We start from the raw sequence: 15167 nt of genomic DNA on the forward strand, positions 1-15167 counted from the left end.
ATGAGTATTCGAGTAATTATTGCTGGTTTTAAGGGAAAGATGGGACAAGCTGCTTGTCAGATGGTCTTGGCTGAGCCGGACTTGGACTTGGTAGCAGTTTTGGATCCTTTTGAGTCTGAATCAGAATGGCAGGGTATTCCTGTTTTTAATGATAAGGCTGATTTAGCAGGCTTTAAAGCAGATGTTTGGGTAGATTTTACAACTCCAGCTGTTGCCTATGAAAATACACGCTTTGCTCTTGAAAATGGTTTTGCTCCAGTAGTTGGAACAACTGGTTTCACGAGTGAAGAAATTGCAGAGCTGAAAGCATTTTCTCGTGAACAAAATTTGGGTGGTTTAATCGCTCCAAATTTTGCCTTGGGTGCTGTTTTACTCATGCAATTTGCAAGGCAGGCTGCTAAATATTTCCCAAATGTGGAGATTATCGAGCTCCATCATGACAAGAAAAAGGATGCTCCGAGTGGAACAGCTATTAAAACAGCTGAGTTAATGGCAGAAGTTCGAGAGTCTACCCAGCAAGGTGCGCCTGATGAAGAAGAATTGATTGTAGGTGCTCGTGGTGCTGACTTTGATGGCATGCGGATACACTCAGTACGTTTGCCAGGCTTAGTAGCCCATCAGGAAGTTATCTTTGGCAATCAGGGAGAAGGATTGACCCTCCGTCATGACTCCTATGATCGTAGCTCCTTCATGACAGGGGTGAATTTGGGAATTAAAGAAGTTGTCAAGCGTCATGAGCTTGTCTATGGATTAGAACACTTATTATGAGATTAACGCAAATGCCTTCTGAATTTCAGAAGGCTTTACCAGTATTAGAAAAAATTAAAGAAGCAGGTTTTGAGGCCTATTTTGTTGGGGGCTCTGTTCGAGATGCCCTCCTCAATCGCCCTATCCATGATGTGGATATTGCGACGTCTTCTTATCCAGAAGAAACCAAGCAGATCTTTCCGCGAACAGCCGATATCGGAATCGAGCATGGAACTGTCTTGGTCTTAGATGGGGACGAGGAGTATGAGGTGACTACTTTTCGGACAGAGGATGTCTATGTGGACTATCGCAGACCCAGTGCGGTCTCTTTTGTGCGCTCGCTAGAAGAAGACCTCAAACGCCGTGATTTCACAGTCAACGCCTTTGCCTTGGACGATACAGGAGAAATCATTGACTTGTTCCATGGTTTAGAAGACTTAGAAAATCAAGTTTTGCGGGCGGTTGGAGTGGCAAGTGAGCGTTTCAACGAAGATGCTTTGCGGATTATGCGTGGCTTCCGTTTTCAGGCCAGTCTTGGCTTTGAGCTTGATTCAGAAACATTTAAAGCTATGAAGACTTTGACGCCACTTTTGGAGAAAATTTCTGTGGAGCGTACCTTCGTTGAGTTTGATAAACTCTTGCTGGCTCCATTTTGGAGAAGGGGCTTGACTTCCATGATTGAGAGTCAAGCTTATGATTATCTCCCTGATATGGCAGCTAGCCAGGACGAGCTTAATAGACTGTTTGATTTGGAGACTGATTTCACCTTTAAATCCTCTGAACAAGCCTGGGCTGCTCTACTGTGGGCTTTGGATATTGAAAATGCGCAGCCATTTTTGAAGGCTTGGAAGACCTCACGTCAGTTTGCTAAGCAAGTTCAGGATTTACTGACTATTTTGGCCTTGCGTGAAAAGGGAGAATTGAGCAAGCGCGATTGTTATCGCTTTGACTTGGATTTGCTTTTACAGGCTGAAAATCTTCGTCAAGCCCAAGGAAAAGAAGTCAACCCACAAGCCATCACAGAAACCTACCAGAGTCTGACCATTCATGACAAGAAAGAAATTCAGATTAATGGTGGCATTTTGATTAAGGAATATGGCTATCAACCAGGCCCAGACTTGGGAGAGATTTTAACAGAGATTGAATATGCCATTGTCGATGGAGAATTGGAAAATGACCGTCAAGCCATCCATGCTTACTTGAGGGAGAAAAAATGAGTGATTTTATCGTTGAAAAACTAAGTAAATCCGTCGGTGATAAGACCGTTTTTAAGGATATTTCCTTTATCATCCATGACCTAGACAGAATCGGTCTGATTGGTGTCAATGGGACTGGCAAGACCACCCTTTTAGATGTCCTTTCTGGTGTTTCTGGCTTTGATGGGGATGTCAGTCCTTTTTCAGCTAAAAATGATTACCAGATTGGTTACTTGACTCAGGACCCTGATTTTGATGATAGCAAGACGGTCTTGGATACAGTCCTATCCAGCGATCTCAAGGAAATCCAGCTCATTCGTGAGTATGAGTTGATTATGCTCAACTACAGTGAGGACAAGCAGGCGAGTTTGGAACGGGTCATGGCTGAAATGGACTCTCTCCAAGCTTGGGAAATTGAGAGTCAGGTTAAGACGGTTCTCAGTAAACTGGGTATTCAGGACTTATCTACTCCTGTTGGGGAATTGTCAGGTGGTTTAAGAAGACGGGTCCAGTTGGCGCAAGTTCTCCTTGGCAACCATGACCTCTTGCTTCTGGATGAGCCGACCAACCATCTGGACATTGCGACCATTGAGTGGCTGACCCTCTTTTTAAAAAATTCTAAGAAAACCGTCCTTTTTATCACCCATGATCGCTATTTCTTGGACGCTTTGTCAACACAGATTTTCGAGTTGGATCGCGCAGGCTTGACAGAGTATCAAGGGAATTATCAGGACTATGTTCGCCTTAAGGCGGAACAGGATGAACGCGATGCGGCTCTTCTCCACAAAAAGGAACAACTCTATAAGCAAGAATTGGCCTGGATGCGTAGACAACCGCAGGCGCGTGCGACCAAGCAACAGGCTCGTATCAATCGTTTCCACGACCTGAAAAAGGAAGTTTCAGGCGGCGTTGCTGAGACAGACTTGACTATGAACTTTGAAACCAGTCGGATTGGGAAGAAAGTCATCGAGTTTCAGGATGTTTCATTTGCCTATGAAAACAAGCCTATTTTGCAAGATTTTAATCTCTTGGTGCAGGCCAAAGACCGTATCGGAATTGTTGGGGACAACGGTGTTGGGAAATCAACTCTCCTTAACCTGATTGCAGGAAGTCTTGAGCCGACAGCAGGACAAGTTGTGATTGGGGAAACTGTTCGCATCGCCTATTTCTCTCAGCAAATTGAGGGTTTGGATGAAAGCAAGCGAGTGATCAATTACTTGCAGGAAGTGGCAGAAGAGGTCAAGACCAGCGGTGGTTCTACAACTTCGATTGCAGAGCTGCTGGAGCAGTTCCTTTTCCCACGTTCGACGCATGGAACCTTGATTGAGAAATTGTCTGGGGGAGAGAAAAAACGCCTTTATCTCCTCAAACTGCTCTTGGAAAAACCAAATGTTCTTCTTTTAGACGAGCCAACCAATGATTTGGATATTGCAACCTTGACAGTTTTGGAGAATTTCTTGCAAGGATTTGCGGGACCTGTTTTGACAGTTAGTCACGACCGCTATTTCTTGGATAAGGTGGCGACCAAGATTCTCGCATTTGAGAATGGTAAAATTCGTCCTTTCTTTGGTCATTACACCGACTATCTTGATGAAAAAGCCTTTGAAACAGAGATGGCCAATCAAGTGCAAAAGGCTGAAAAGGAGAAAGTGGTCAAGTTTCGTGAAGACAAGAAACGCATGACCTATCAAGAAAAGCAGGAGTGGGCAAGCATTGAAGGTGATATTGAAGCCTTGGAAAATCGTATCGCTGCTATTGAAGAGGAAATGCAGGCCAACGGCTCTGACTTTGGTAAGTTGTCTACTCTTCAAAAAGAACTGGATGAGAAAAACGAAGCACTCCTTGAAAAATACGAACGCTATGAATACCTAAGTGAGTTTGATAGTTAGAAGAATAGAAAAATCCCGTCTTATGGACAGGATTTCTCTATTCTTTTTTGGTTTCTTGATGAAAGATATTTTGCCAGGTTTCGTGGCGTCGCCAGATACTGGTATGGACGATGCCATCTAATTCATAGCAGATGAGTTTGGTCTTTTGACTGATGGAAGTGATTTGAATGTCTTTGATAGCAGAATTCAAGTCTTTTTCGGCTTTATAGGCCTCTTTATCCATCTGCTCTCCATCTTGACGAATATAGACAAAATCGTCAGCCAAGAGTTCTTCCAGTTGATTTCCTTGGTCAATCAATTGTTCGCGCATAAGCAATTTTTTGTAGACATTGTCTAAAATTTCATCCTCAGGGATAGGCGCTGGCTCAATATGGACATCGGTATCAAAGACGCCAAAACGTTCCTCCAGCATAGACTCGACTTGATCCGCGATTTCATGACTCTCAAAAACAGACAAGTCAGGATTCATTTCTAGCGTAATATCAAGATAAATGTTGCTACCGTAGGTACGACCTCTTTGGGACTTAACCTTGCTGATCTTGGGAATTTCCATGATAGCCTTTTGATAGTCCTCAAGTAGACGGTCGTCGAAGCCATCTGATAGGCTAAAGGAGGACTCGATGAAGATATCATAGGCAGTTTTCAAGATAAAGAAAGTGATGATGATGGCAACCAGTTTATCCACAATCGGATAATTGAAACTACTTGCTAGTATGGCAATGCTAGTACCAAGTGAGATGACAGCATCAGAAAGATTGTCCTTTGCTGCGGTCTTCAGTGCCTTGGAGTTGGATTTCTTACTGAGGCGAGTGTTATAGAGATAGACCACAAACATAATCGCTGCAGAAATGATTCCTAGAGTTGCGCCCAGAGGATCAATGGCCGTTTCTTCTTGACTGAGAATCTTTTGGATGGTATCCCTTAGGACATCGAATCCGACATAGAACATGATGATAGAAGTGATCAAGCTTGCCAAATCCTCAATCTTCCAGTGACCAAAACGGTGGTCACGGTCTGCAGGTTGGCGGGCCATTCGAATCCCAATCAAGAGGGCCACATTTCCAATGATGTCGGACATGTTGTTAAAACCATCGGCTACCAAACTGGATGAATGAAGGAGATGTCCAGTAGCCAATTTTGCTGCAGACAAGAGCAGGTAGGTCGAAATACTGATAATGGCACCACGTTCCGCCAACTTGAGATTTGAAATAGATTGCTTCATTCAACTTCCTTTCTAGTCACATAGCATTCTACCATTATACTGGTTTTCAAGGGAAAATTCAAATAAGGCAGTTTTTACTCTTTGAAAACTTTTCAAAATTTGGTATAATAGTACTACTCAAGGGAGTAGCTGGCAGAAACCTGTGATAGTGTCGTCATTCCGAATTTTATACTGAAGAGTATGCTTTCCGGCCCTATCTTAAACAGCGAGACTTGTTATGATTAACAGGTCTCTTTTTGTTTGTCGTGATAAGATACGATGAGAAAAAGAGAGTCTGTTTTGCACACAATGTCAAGGAGGAGACACATGTCAAAAGAACAAAAACGCCAAGCGTTTTACATTCAAAGTCCTGAAGAGGTCTTGAAGGCTGTGGATGCGACCGAGCAAGGTTTGTCATCAAGCGAGGCAGAAAAACGCCTTGCTGAATTCGGCCACAATGAACTCGAAGAAGGAGAGAAACGATCAATCCTGGTCAAATTCATCGAGCAATTTAAGGATTTGATGATTATCATCCTAGTTGCGGCAGCAATCTTGTCAGTCGTGACTTCTGGTGGGGAAGATATCGCAGATGCTATTATCATCCTAGCTGTGGTTATCATCAATGCTGCCTTTGGTGTTTACCAAGAAGGAAAAGCAGAAGAAGCCATCGAAGCCCTCAAATCTATGTCAAGTCCAGCTGCCCGCGTTCTTCGCGATGGTCACATGGCGGAGATTGACTCTAAAGAATTGGTACCTGGAGATATCGTTGCCCTCGAAGCAGGTGATGTAGTGCCAGCAGACCTACGTTTACTAGAAGCCAACTCTCTTAAAATTGAAGAAGCAGCTCTTACAGGTGAGTCTGTGCCAGTCGAAAAAGACTTGTCAGTCGAGCTTGCTGCAGATGCTGGTATTGGTGATCGTGTCAATATGGCTTTCCAAAACTCAAATGTGACTTATGGTCGTGGTCTTGGAGTTGTTGTCAATACAGGTATGTACACGGAAGTTGGTCATATCGCTGGCATGCTCCAAGATGCAGATGAGACAGACACACCACTTAAACAAAACTTGAACAACCTTTCTAAGGTCTTGACTTATGCAATTTTGGTCATTGCCCTTGTTACTTTTGTAGTTGGTGTTTTCATTCAAGGGAAAAATCCACTCGGTGAGTTGATGACCTCTGTTGCCCTTGCCGTTGCAGCCATTCCAGAAGGTCTCCCAGCTATCGTAACTATCGTTCTTGCCCTCGGTACTCAAGTTTTGGCTAAAAGAAACTCTATCGTTCGTAAGTTGCCAGCTGTAGAAACTCTTGGTTCAACAGAAATCATCGCTTCTGACAAGACTGGTACGCTGACTATGAACAAGATGACCGTCGAAAAAGTCTTCTACGATGCGGTTCTACATGACTCAGCTGATGACATTGAACTAGGTCTTGAAATGCCCCTGCTTCGTTCAGTTGTCTTGGCCAATGATACGAAAATTGATGTGGAAGGAAACTTGATTGGTGATCCAACCGAAACAGCCTTTATCCAATATGCTTTGGACAAGGGCTACGATGTCAAAGGATTTTTAGAGAAATATCCTCGTGTGGCTGAGTTGCCATTTGATTCTGAACGTAAGCTCATGTCAACAGTTCATCCACTTGCAGATGGACGCTTCCTCGTAGCTGTTAAAGGTGCGCCAGACCAACTCTTGAAACGTTGTGTTCTTCGTGATAAGGCTGGGGATATTGCTCCGATTGATGAGAAGGTTGCAAATCTCATCCATACAAACAACTCTGAAATGGCTCACCAAGCCTTGCGTGTCCTTGCTGGTGCTTATAAGATTATTGACAGCATTCCAGAAAACCTTATTTCTGAAGAGCTTGAAAATGATTTAATCTTTACTGGTTTGATTGGGATGATTGACCCTGAACGTCCTGAAGCTGCTGAGGCTGTTCGTGTGGCTAAGGAAGCGGGAATTCGTCCAATCATGATCACAGGTGACCATCAAGACACTGCAGAAGCTATTGCTAAACGTTTGGGAATCATTGACGCAAATGATACAGAAGGACATGTTTTAACTGGTGCTGAGCTCAACGAACTATCTGATGAAGACTTTGAAAAAGTCGTTGGTCAATACTCTGTTTATGCCCGTGTGTCTCCAGAACACAAGGTTCGTATCGTCAAGGCTTGGCAAAAACAAGGTAAAGTCGTTGCCATGACAGGTGATGGTGTCAATGATGCGCCAGCTCTGAAAACAGCTGATATCGGTATCGGTATGGGAATCACTGGTACAGAGGTTTCTAAGGGTGCATCTGACATGATCCTTGCAGATGATAACTTTGCGACTATTATCGTTGCAGTTGAAGAAGGACGTAAGGTCTTCTCAAACATCCAAAAGACTATTCAGTACCTACTTTCTGCCAATACTGCTGAAGTATTAACCATCTTCCTATCAACCTTGTTTGGTTGGGATGTCTTGCAGCCAGTTCATCTTTTGTGGATCAACTTGGTAACAGATACCTTCCCAGCTATCGCTCTTGGTGTTGAGCCAGCTGAGCCTGGTGTCATGAACCATAAACCACGTGGACGCAAGGCAAGCTTCTTCTCAGGTGGTGTTTTGAGTTCTATTATCTATCAAGGTGTACTCCAAGCAGCTATTGTTATGAGTGTTTATGGTCTTGCCCTTCTTTACCCAGTTCACGTGGGTGACAATCATGCCATTCACGCAGATGCCCTTACTATGGCCTTTGCAACACTTGGTTTGATTCAGCTCTTCCATGCCTACAATGTGAAATCTGTTTACCAATCCATCTTGACAGTTGGCCCATTTAAGTCTAAGACCTTCAACTGGTCCATCTTGGTATCCTTCATCCTTCTCATGGCAACAATCGTTGTAGAACCACTTGAAGGAATCTTCCACGTAACCAAACTAGACTTGTCTCAATGGGGAATCGTCATGGCTGGAAGCTTCTCAATGATACTTATCGTCGAAATTGTCAAGTTTGTTCAACGTAAACTTGGCTTTGATAAGAATGCGATTTAAGGGAGGTTTCGGATGTCAGCTTATCAATTACCGACCGTATGGCAGGATGAAGCTAGTAATCAAGGAGCCTTTACAGGATTAAATAGACCAACAGCAGGTGCCCGTTTCGAACAAAACTTGCCAAAAGGAGAACAAGCTTTTCGACTGTATTCGCTGGGAACACCAAATGGTGTGAAAGTCACTATCTTATTGGAAGAATTACTAGAAGCTGGTTTTGAGCAAGCGGCTTACGACTTGTATAAGATTTCTATTATGGATGGGGATCAATTCGGTTCAGACTTTGTAAAGCTTAATCCAAATTCAAAGATTCCAGCCTTGTTGGACCAGTCAGGGACTGAAGAAGTGAGAGTCTTTGAGTCTGCTCATATTCTTCTATACCTTGCTGAGAAATTTGGAGCCTTTTTACCAAGTAATCCTGTGGAAAAGGTAGAAGTTTTAAATTGGCTATTCTGGCAAGCAGGTGCTGCACCTTTTCTAGGTGGGGGATTTGGCCACTTCTTTAATTATGCTCCTGAAAAATTGGAATATCCAATTAATCGTTTTACGATGGAAGTGAAACGTCAGTTGGATTTATTGGATAAGGAATTGGCTCAGAAACCGTATATTGCTGGAAATGACTATACGATTGCAGATATCGCTATCTGGTCTTGGTATGGACAGTTAGTTCAAGGAAAACTTTACCAAGGTTCTGCAAAATTTTTAGATGCCTCAAGTTATCAGAATCTAGTAAACTGGGCAGAAAAAATTGCCAACCGTCCAGCTGTTAAGCGTGGTATGGAAGTAACTTATAAAGAAATTAAATAGCAAAAAAAGTCATCTTCGGATGGCTTTTTGCTATAGTTAGGGGAAAGGGCTTGCAGTTGCCGTCTTTTGTGCTATAATTGCTATAATATAGTAAAAAGTAAGTGGAGTGTGAGGAAGTGGAGAAGAAAATTGTAAAGGATATTTTGTTTTTATCTCAGGTGTCTCAGCCGGCAAGTCAGGAAGACCTTTATCTTGCTAGAGATTTGCAGGATACGCTTTTAGCAAATCGTGAGACTTGTGTCGGTCTGGCTGCCAATATGATTGGGGTGCAGAAGCGCGTGATTATCTTTAATCTTGGCTTGGTTCCTGTGGTCATGTTTAACCCAGTGCTCCTGTCCTCTGAAGGAGTTTATGAGACAGAGGAAGGTTGTTTGTCCTTGACAGGTGTGAGACCTACTAAGCGTTATGAAATCATAAGGGTTGCCTATTGTGACAGCAAGTGGCAGGAACAGACCATTACTTTGACAGGCTTCCCGGCTCAGATTTGCCAGCATGAACTGGATCACTTGGAAGGACGAATCATTTAGGAGGAAAGCAAATGAAACGAATAGTCTTTGAACTTATTTTTATCGCAACGACCTGGTATATCTTTTTACCGCCTCTTAACCTGACCAGCTGGGAATTTCTCTTTTTCCTCTGTGGGCATTTGCTGGTTGTAGCAATCTTATTTGGCTTTGGCAAGGGAATCAATCTGGTCAAAACGGTTCATGTGCGCCACGGAAAGGCGGAAGCTGCCTTAAATCTTGAGGGTTTCAAAATCAATCGGTTAGGGAAAATCCTTTTAGCTTCTATTGGAGGAATTCTTCTCTTAGCAGCCTTGGTTTCCTTGGTAACTTCTAGCATTTTTCAGGCTAAAAATTATGCCAATGTAGTCACGGTTACGGAAAAAGACTTTACTGATTTTCCTAAGACTGATACCAGTAAGGTTCCTATCTTAGATAGAAGTACCGCTGAAAAAATTGGGGACCGCTACTTGGGTTCCCTAACAGATAAGGTGTCGCAGTACGTAGCGGCAGATACCTATACCCAATTGACAATTGATGGGAAGCCTTATCGGGTTACACCACTAGAATACGCAGATCCTATCAAGTGGTTTAATAATCAGGCCAAGGGAATCGGCGAGTATATCAAGGTAGACATGGTGACTGGAAATGCGGACTTGGTGGACTTGAAGACACCAATCAAGTATTCGGATTCGGAGTATTTTAACCGTGATGTCAAGCGTCACCTGCGCTTGAAGTACCCAACTAAAATCTTCAAGACTCCATCTTTTGAGGTGGACGATGAAGGTAATCCTTTCTATGTGGCTACGGTTTACCAAAAGCAATTTGGACTTGCGGTTCCCCGTCCTGTTTCAGTCATTATCTTGGATGCTACAAATGGAGAAACCAAGGAATACAGCTTATCAGAAGTCCCAGAATGGGTAGACAGGGTCTATCCAGCTGAGGAAACCATTGAGCAAATCAACTACAACGGCAAGTACAAGGACGGTTTCTGGAATGCTATGATTTCCAAGAAAAACGTGACCCAGACTACCAAGGGCTATAATTACTTGTCTATCGGCAATGACATCTATCTCTACACAGGTGTGACGTCGGCCAATGCAGATGAAAGTAATCTTGGTTTTATCCTAGAAAATATGCGAACAGGAGAAATCACTAAGTACAGCTTGGCTTCTGCGACCGAAGAATCAGCCCGTGAATCAGCCGAAGGTGCTGTTCAGGAGAAATCCTACAAGGCAACCTTCCCAATCCTCATCAACCTCAATGACAAGCCTCTCTACATCATGGGCTTGAAGGACAATGCTGGTCTGGTCAAAGAGTATGCTCTGGTAGACGCAGTTGAGTACCAAAATGTTATCGTAGCCACGACAGTAGAAGAACTGCTCAGTAAATATGCCAATAAAAACGATCTTGAGATTGACAATGCAACAACTGAAAGTATCAAAGGAGTGGTGGCAGACCTCAAATCAGCTGTTATCAAGGGAGACACCGTCTACTTCTTTAAAGTTGATGGTAAGATATATAAGGTTAAGGCCTCAGTATCCGATGACCTTCCTTACCTTGAAAATGGTAAAACCTTCGAAGGTCAAGTAGGAAGAGACAACTATCTCAAGACCTTTAAAGTACAGTAATACTCTTCGAAAATCAAATTCAAACCACGTCAACTTTATCTGCAACCTCAAAGCTGTGCTTTGAGCAACCTGCGGCTAGCTTCCTAGTTTGCTCTTTGATTTTCATTGAGTATAAAAAAGCTTTATTTAAGAAGTATATACTATAATAAGGTAAATTAAGACTAATGGAGGACAAACAAATGGGTTTTTATGTGATGGTTGCTTCAATGCTACTCGGACTGCTCGCTTTGAAGATAGGTTTTTCTCAGTTCAAGGAGAAAAAAGATAAATTCTTATCTATCTTAACAAGTTTAGCTGGCCTAGCCCTTGTTCTCGTGGCTGTCTGGTTAGGATGACCAAAATAAACAGAAAAACCTCGTTCAAACCGAGGTTTTTTAGATGAGTTTCTTGGTAGTGGCAAAAAAATATGCTACACTATTAATATGAAAATTTTAATCCCTACAGCAAAAGAAATGAACACAGATTTGCCAAGTATCGAGGCAACTCCTTTAAGACCAGAAAGTCAGGCTGTGCTTGATGCCTTGGCTCTCTATTCTGCCAGTCAATTGGAGAGTTTTTACAAAGTTTCAGCCGAGAAAGCTGCGGAAGAATTTCAACATATCCAAGCTTTGAAAAGGCAAACTGCTCAACACTACCCAGCTTTGAAACTTTTTGATGGGCTTATGTACCGTCATATCAAGCGAGACAAACTGACCGAGGTAGAACAAGCCTATCTTGAAAATCATGTCTTTATTACCTCGGCTTTGTATGGTGTTGTTCCAGCCTTATCACCTATGGCGCCTCACCGTTTGGACTTTTTGATGAAGTTAAAAGTCGCTGGTAAGACTTTAAAGAGTCATTGGAAGGTAGCCTATGATGAGGCTCTGAAGCAGGAAGAAGTGATTTTCTCCCTCTTGTCATCGGAGTTTGAGACTGTATTTTCTAAGGAAATCAGAGAAAAAATGGTGACCTTCAAATTTATGGAGGACAAGGCAGGCCAGTTGAAAATCCACTCAACCATTTCAAAAAAAGCCCGTGGTGCCTTTTTGACCGCCTTGATAGAGGGGCAAATCCATACAGTCGAACAAGCTCGCAAGCTCAGTTTTGCAGGTTTTGACTACCGACCTGATTTATCAAGTGATTTAGAACTCGTCTTTGTAAAACAAGCATAAAACCAGCTCATTCGAGCTGGTTTTTGCTGGATTAGTTGATGGCTGCAAGAAGGTCGTCCGCTTGTTTTGCAAGTGATGAAGCAGTTGCTTCTTCTAACACCAATTTTCCATCTGCCCAAGCAGAGTCATTGACACGAGCGGCTGTAAAGTCACCAACGACTTGTGTACGGATAAATGGCAAGAGTTCTCTGTAAATAGCAAAGAGTTGTTCGTGACCGGCATTGGCTACAGATGAGACAGTAACAAACTTGTCTTGGAGGGCAGAAGCACCACGTGTATCAGACAAATCAATGGCACGAGAGAGCCAGTCAAGCAAGTTTTTCACTGTTCCAGGGATAGAGAAGTTGTAGACTGGAGAGAAAATCCAGATGGCATCCGCAGCAAGAACTGCTTCACGAGCAGCAGCTACAGCTGGATGAGTTGGAACTTCCAAATCTTGGCTGAAGAGAGGAACAGCTGAGTAATCAAGATAGCTAACTTCCGCTTTTCCGGCAAGTGCTTTTTCAGCTTCGAGGGCCATTTGGTGGTTGAAAGAACCTTGGCGAAGTGAGCCGACGATAAATAATACTTTTTTAGACATGATATGTCTCCTTTAGTTTAAAATTCAAAGAGCGAACTCTTTTGTTACCATCTATGTTACAACAAATGATACTAATTAGCAATAATTTTGCTCACAAATTTTTAAATTTTTTTAAAATGCGGATTAAATCTTCCTTTTCGCCATCTTCCAAGATGCTGAGTGCTTCTACGATCGAATCGATATGGTCAGGAAGAACCTCTTCGATTTTTCTGCGTCCTGCAGGTGTTAATTTCAGGAAAAAGGAGCGACGATCCTTGGGGTCACAAGTTCTAGAAATCCACCCATCTCGAACCATATTTCGAATGACAACAGTCATGTTTCCAGAAGTGGCTAGCATTTTTTCAATCAAATCCTGAATGCGTAGTTCCCCCTTGCTATAGAGGGTTTCCAAAACTGAAAATTGAGTGGGTGTTAGCCCATGTTCTTTAGCGGCTTTGGCTTCATATGGTTTAAAAGTCCGTATGGCTTTATTGAGGACGATAGCTGTTTTTAAGTCTAATTGATTATCGGAAATTTTCTCTTTCAAATATTGTTTCATAAGGTTATTTTATCAATAATTAGACAGAAAAACAAGAACTTATATTTTATAGGAAAATAATCTTAGAATGTTCCTGTCTTCACTTGTAATAAAGGAAGAGAGATGGTAAAATAGACGAGTGAAACTAAGACAGAAAAAAGCAAAAAACAAGCTACTTTTACAGTATGGAATCGGCATTGCTCTGGTGGTACTAGTCATGACCACTTCCTTCCTTTATCTGATATCACTCAGCATGAAACCCTATCAAGATGCTAGAGTTGAGGGAGAAAAACTGGCCAAGCAGTATGCAGAATTGGAACAGGCAGATCAGGTTGATTTCTACAATGGTCTAGAGGGCTATTACAGTGTTCTGGGACATAATAAAAAGCAAGAGGCCATTGCCGTACTGATTGAGAAGAATGACCATAAGATTTATGTTTATCAGCTTGATAAAGGGATTTCTCAAGACAAGGCAGCGACGATTTCGAGGGAAAAAGGAGCTAGCGACATTGACAAAATCACCTTTGGTCGTTATCAGGACAAGCCGATTTGGGAAGTCAAGTCAGGAAATCAGTACTATTTGGTCGACTTTGAAACAGGAGTAGTGATCCGATAAGGAGGGCATATGAAACTATCCAAACGTGTACTAGAAATGGAAGAAAGCGTCACTCTAGCTAGTGATGCAAGAGCCAAAGCATTAAAAGCTCAGGGAAAGGATGTTCTTTTCTTAACCTTGGGACAGCCTGATTTTCATACTCCTGAAAACATTCAGGATGCAGCGGTAGAAGCGATTCGAGATGGACGAGCTTCCTTTTATACAGTTGCTTCAGGCCTACCAGAGTTAAAAGCGGCGGTTAATACCTATTTTGAACGCTACTATGGGTATTCCGTAGCGGCCAACGAGGTTACCTTTGCCACTGGTGCTAAGTTCTCTCTCTACACCTTCTTTATGGCTGTGGTCAATCCAGGTGATGAGGTCATTATTCCTACACCATACTGGGTCAGCTATGGAGACCAGGTCAAGATGGCAGAAGGTGTGCCAGTCTTTGTCCAGGCCAAGGAAGACAATCACTTTAAAGTAACAGTAGAGCAGCTAGAAGCAGCCCGAACAGATAAGACCAAGGTCTTGGTTCTCAATTCGCCATCGAATCCGACTGGTATGATTTACTCTCGTGAGGAACTCATGGCTATCGGAAATTGGGCTGTTGCGCATGATGTCCTTATCCTAGCAGATGATATTTATGGTCGTTTGGTTTATAACGGGAATGAGTTTGTTCCAATCTCTAGTCTGTCAGAAGCCATTCGCAAGCAAACCATCGTGATTAACGGTGTATCTAAGGCCTATGCCATGACTGGTTGGCGTGTAGGTTATGCTGTGGGAAATCCTGAAATTATCGCTGCTATGAGCAAATTGACAGGACAAACGACTTCAAATCTGACAGCAGTATCTCAATATGCTACCATTGAAGCCCTAACTGGACCGCAAGACTCTGTTGAAACCATGCGCCAAGCCTTTGAAGAACGTTTGAATACCATTTATCCACTCTTGTGCCAAGTCCCAGGTTTTGAAGTTGTCAAGCCCCAAGGTGCCTTCTATCTCTTCCCAAATGTTAAAAAAGCGATGGAAATGAAGGGTTATACCGATGTGACAGAGTTTGCAACAGCTATTCTCGAAGAAGTCGGACTTGCCTTGATTACAGGAGCTGGATTTGGAGCACCAGAAAATGTTCGTCTCAGCTATGCCACAGACTTGGATACATTAAAAGAAGCTATTCGTCGTTTGCATCAATTTATGGAAAAATAAAACTTAGAATCTTCGTCTTGTTAGCGAAGATTTTTTGTAACGAAAATCTCGCGATTTTTCTCTAGTAGAATCTAGCTATCAGGCATTATTTGTGGTACAATAGTGGGTAATAATGTCTTT

General features: G+C 42.7%; 14 protein-coding genes. 11 read left to right on the forward strand and 3 right to left on the reverse strand.

What is annotated here, in order from left to right; genetic code table 11:
* Genes dapB through HMPREF2764_RS09170 form a run of 3 tightly spaced genes read left to right on the forward strand, consistent with a single transcriptional unit; the run spans nucleotide 1 to nucleotide 3832 of the window.
* Entirely contained in the window at nucleotides 1-768 is a 768-nt protein-coding gene (dapB, locus tag HMPREF2764_RS09160) for a 4-hydroxy-tetrahydrodipicolinate reductase (protein WP_070529055.1), read from the forward strand.
* A complete protein-coding gene (locus tag HMPREF2764_RS09165; protein WP_083306634.1) occupies nucleotides 765-1964 on the forward strand; it encodes a CCA tRNA nucleotidyltransferase in 1200 nt (399 codons plus the stop codon). Before dapB ends, HMPREF2764_RS09165 begins: the two co-directional genes overlap by 4 nt.
* Nucleotides 1961-3832 (forward strand): ABC-F family ATP-binding cassette domain-containing protein, encoded by a 1872-nt coding sequence (locus HMPREF2764_RS09170; RefSeq protein WP_070529062.1) that lies wholly within the window; start codon nucleotides 1961-1963, stop codon nucleotides 3830-3832. Before HMPREF2764_RS09165 ends, HMPREF2764_RS09170 begins: the two co-directional genes overlap by 4 nt.
* 37 nt (nucleotides 3833-3869) lie before the next feature.
* Here HMPREF2764_RS09170 and mntE read toward each other — a convergent pair whose 3' ends face one another.
* Nucleotides 3870-5054 carry a CDF family manganese efflux transporter MntE gene (mntE, locus tag HMPREF2764_RS09175; RefSeq protein WP_070529067.1) on the reverse strand — a complete coding sequence of 395 codons (1185 nt, stop codon included), beginning with the start codon at nucleotides 5052-5054 and terminating at the stop codon, nucleotides 3870-3872.
* Nucleotides 5055-5360: 306 nt separating this feature from the next.
* Between mntE and HMPREF2764_RS09180 the strand changes: the two genes are divergently transcribed.
* The 6 genes from HMPREF2764_RS09180 to yaaA all read left to right on the forward strand — a co-directional run bounded on the left by HMPREF2764_RS09180 (nucleotide 5361) and on the right by yaaA (nucleotide 12146).
* Nucleotides 5361-8057 (forward strand): cation-translocating P-type ATPase, encoded by a 2697-nt coding sequence (locus tag HMPREF2764_RS09180; RefSeq protein WP_070529070.1) that lies wholly within the window; start codon nucleotides 5361-5363, stop codon nucleotides 8055-8057.
* A gap of 12 nt (nucleotides 8058-8069) precedes the next feature.
* The gene (yghU, locus tag HMPREF2764_RS09185) at nucleotides 8070-8861 is read left to right on the forward strand and encodes a glutathione-dependent disulfide-bond oxidoreductase (protein ID WP_070529073.1); all 792 of its coding nucleotides are present in this window, start codon (nucleotides 8070-8072) and stop codon (nucleotides 8859-8861) included.
* A gap of 116 nt (nucleotides 8862-8977) precedes the next feature.
* Complete coding sequence (locus tag HMPREF2764_RS09190) at nucleotides 8978-9388, forward strand: peptide deformylase (RefSeq protein WP_000412230.1); 411 nt, start codon at nucleotides 8978-8980, stop codon at nucleotides 9386-9388.
* Between the two features lie 11 nt (nucleotides 9389-9399).
* A complete protein-coding gene (locus HMPREF2764_RS09195) occupies nucleotides 9400-10995 on the forward strand; it encodes a hypothetical protein (RefSeq protein WP_070529075.1) in 1596 nt (531 codons plus the stop codon).
* A 179-nt stretch (nucleotides 10996-11174) separates the two neighbouring features.
* On the forward strand, nucleotides 11175-11330 hold the full coding sequence (locus HMPREF2764_RS09200; RefSeq protein WP_070529079.1) for a YczI family protein: 156 nt from the start codon (nucleotides 11175-11177) through the stop codon (nucleotides 11328-11330).
* Nucleotides 11331-11417: 87 nt separating this feature from the next.
* Complete coding sequence (gene yaaA, locus HMPREF2764_RS09205) at nucleotides 11418-12146, forward strand: peroxide stress protein YaaA (protein WP_070529083.1); 729 nt, start codon at nucleotides 11418-11420, stop codon at nucleotides 12144-12146.
* A gap of 31 nt (nucleotides 12147-12177) precedes the next feature.
* Here the strand turns inward: yaaA and HMPREF2764_RS09210 are convergent, their stop codons facing one another.
* Together HMPREF2764_RS09210 and HMPREF2764_RS09215 are read right to left on the reverse strand one after the other, a co-directional pair.
* Complete coding sequence (locus tag HMPREF2764_RS09210; RefSeq protein ID WP_049500889.1) at nucleotides 12178-12726, reverse strand: NADPH-dependent FMN reductase; 549 nt, start codon at nucleotides 12724-12726, stop codon at nucleotides 12178-12180.
* Nucleotides 12727-12817: 91 nt separating this feature from the next.
* Entirely contained in the window at nucleotides 12818-13264 is a 447-nt protein-coding gene (locus tag HMPREF2764_RS09215) for a MarR family winged helix-turn-helix transcriptional regulator (RefSeq protein ID WP_000816318.1), read from the reverse strand.
* Between the two features lie 118 nt (nucleotides 13265-13382).
* Here HMPREF2764_RS09215 and HMPREF2764_RS09220 point away from each other — a divergent pair, with 118 nt between their 5' ends.
* Both HMPREF2764_RS09220 and HMPREF2764_RS09225 read left to right on the forward strand, forming a co-directional pair.
* Nucleotides 13383-13859: a cell wall elongation regulator TseB-like domain-containing protein gene (locus tag HMPREF2764_RS09220; protein ID WP_070529086.1), complete on the forward strand. Its 477-nt coding sequence runs from the start codon at nucleotides 13383-13385 to the stop codon at nucleotides 13857-13859.
* Nucleotides 13860-13868: 9 nt separating this feature from the next.
* Complete coding sequence (locus HMPREF2764_RS09225) at nucleotides 13869-15047, forward strand: pyridoxal phosphate-dependent aminotransferase (protein WP_049550531.1); 1179 nt, start codon at nucleotides 13869-13871, stop codon at nucleotides 15045-15047.
* Nucleotides 15048-15167 lie beyond the last annotated feature (120 nt).

The organism is Streptococcus sp. HMSC073F11, from assembly GCF_001810785.1.
GTDB lineage: Bacteria > Bacillota > Bacilli > Lactobacillales > Streptococcaceae > Streptococcus.

Bases quoted from the DNA above. Each gene is read 5' to 3' on its own strand.
- HMPREF2764_RS09195 (WP_070529075.1), top strand. From the start codon at position 9,400: ATGAAACGAATAGTCTTTGAACTTATTTTTATCGCAACGACCTGGTAT.
- HMPREF2764_RS09200 (WP_070529079.1), top strand. From the start codon at position 11,175: ATGGGTTTTTATGTGATGGTTGCTTCAATGCTACTCGGACTGCTCGCT.
- HMPREF2764_RS09215 (WP_000816318.1), bottom strand. From the start codon at position 13,264: ATGAAACAATATTTGAAAGAGAAAATTTCCGATAATCAATTAGACTTA.
- HMPREF2764_RS09170 (WP_070529062.1), top strand. From the start codon at position 1,961: ATGAGTGATTTTATCGTTGAAAAACTAAGTAAATCCGTCGGTGATAAG.
- HMPREF2764_RS09180 (WP_070529070.1), top strand. From the start codon at position 5,361: ATGTCAAAAGAACAAAAACGCCAAGCGTTTTACATTCAAAGTCCTGAA.
- yaaA (WP_070529083.1), top strand. From the start codon at position 11,418: ATGAAAATTTTAATCCCTACAGCAAAAGAAATGAACACAGATTTGCCA.
- mntE (WP_070529067.1), bottom strand. From the start codon at position 5,054: ATGAAGCAATCTATTTCAAATCTCAAGTTGGCGGAACGTGGTGCCATT.
- HMPREF2764_RS09225 (WP_049550531.1), top strand. From the start codon at position 13,869: ATGAAACTATCCAAACGTGTACTAGAAATGGAAGAAAGCGTCACTCTA.
- HMPREF2764_RS09165 (WP_083306634.1), top strand. From the start codon at position 765: ATGAGATTAACGCAAATGCCTTCTGAATTTCAGAAGGCTTTACCAGTA.
- HMPREF2764_RS09210 (WP_049500889.1), bottom strand. From the start codon at position 12,726: ATGTCTAAAAAAGTATTATTTATCGTCGGCTCACTTCGCCAAGGTTCT.
- dapB (WP_070529055.1), top strand. From the start codon at position 1: ATGAGTATTCGAGTAATTATTGCTGGTTTTAAGGGAAAGATGGGACAA.
- yghU (WP_070529073.1), top strand. From the start codon at position 8,070: ATGTCAGCTTATCAATTACCGACCGTATGGCAGGATGAAGCTAGTAAT.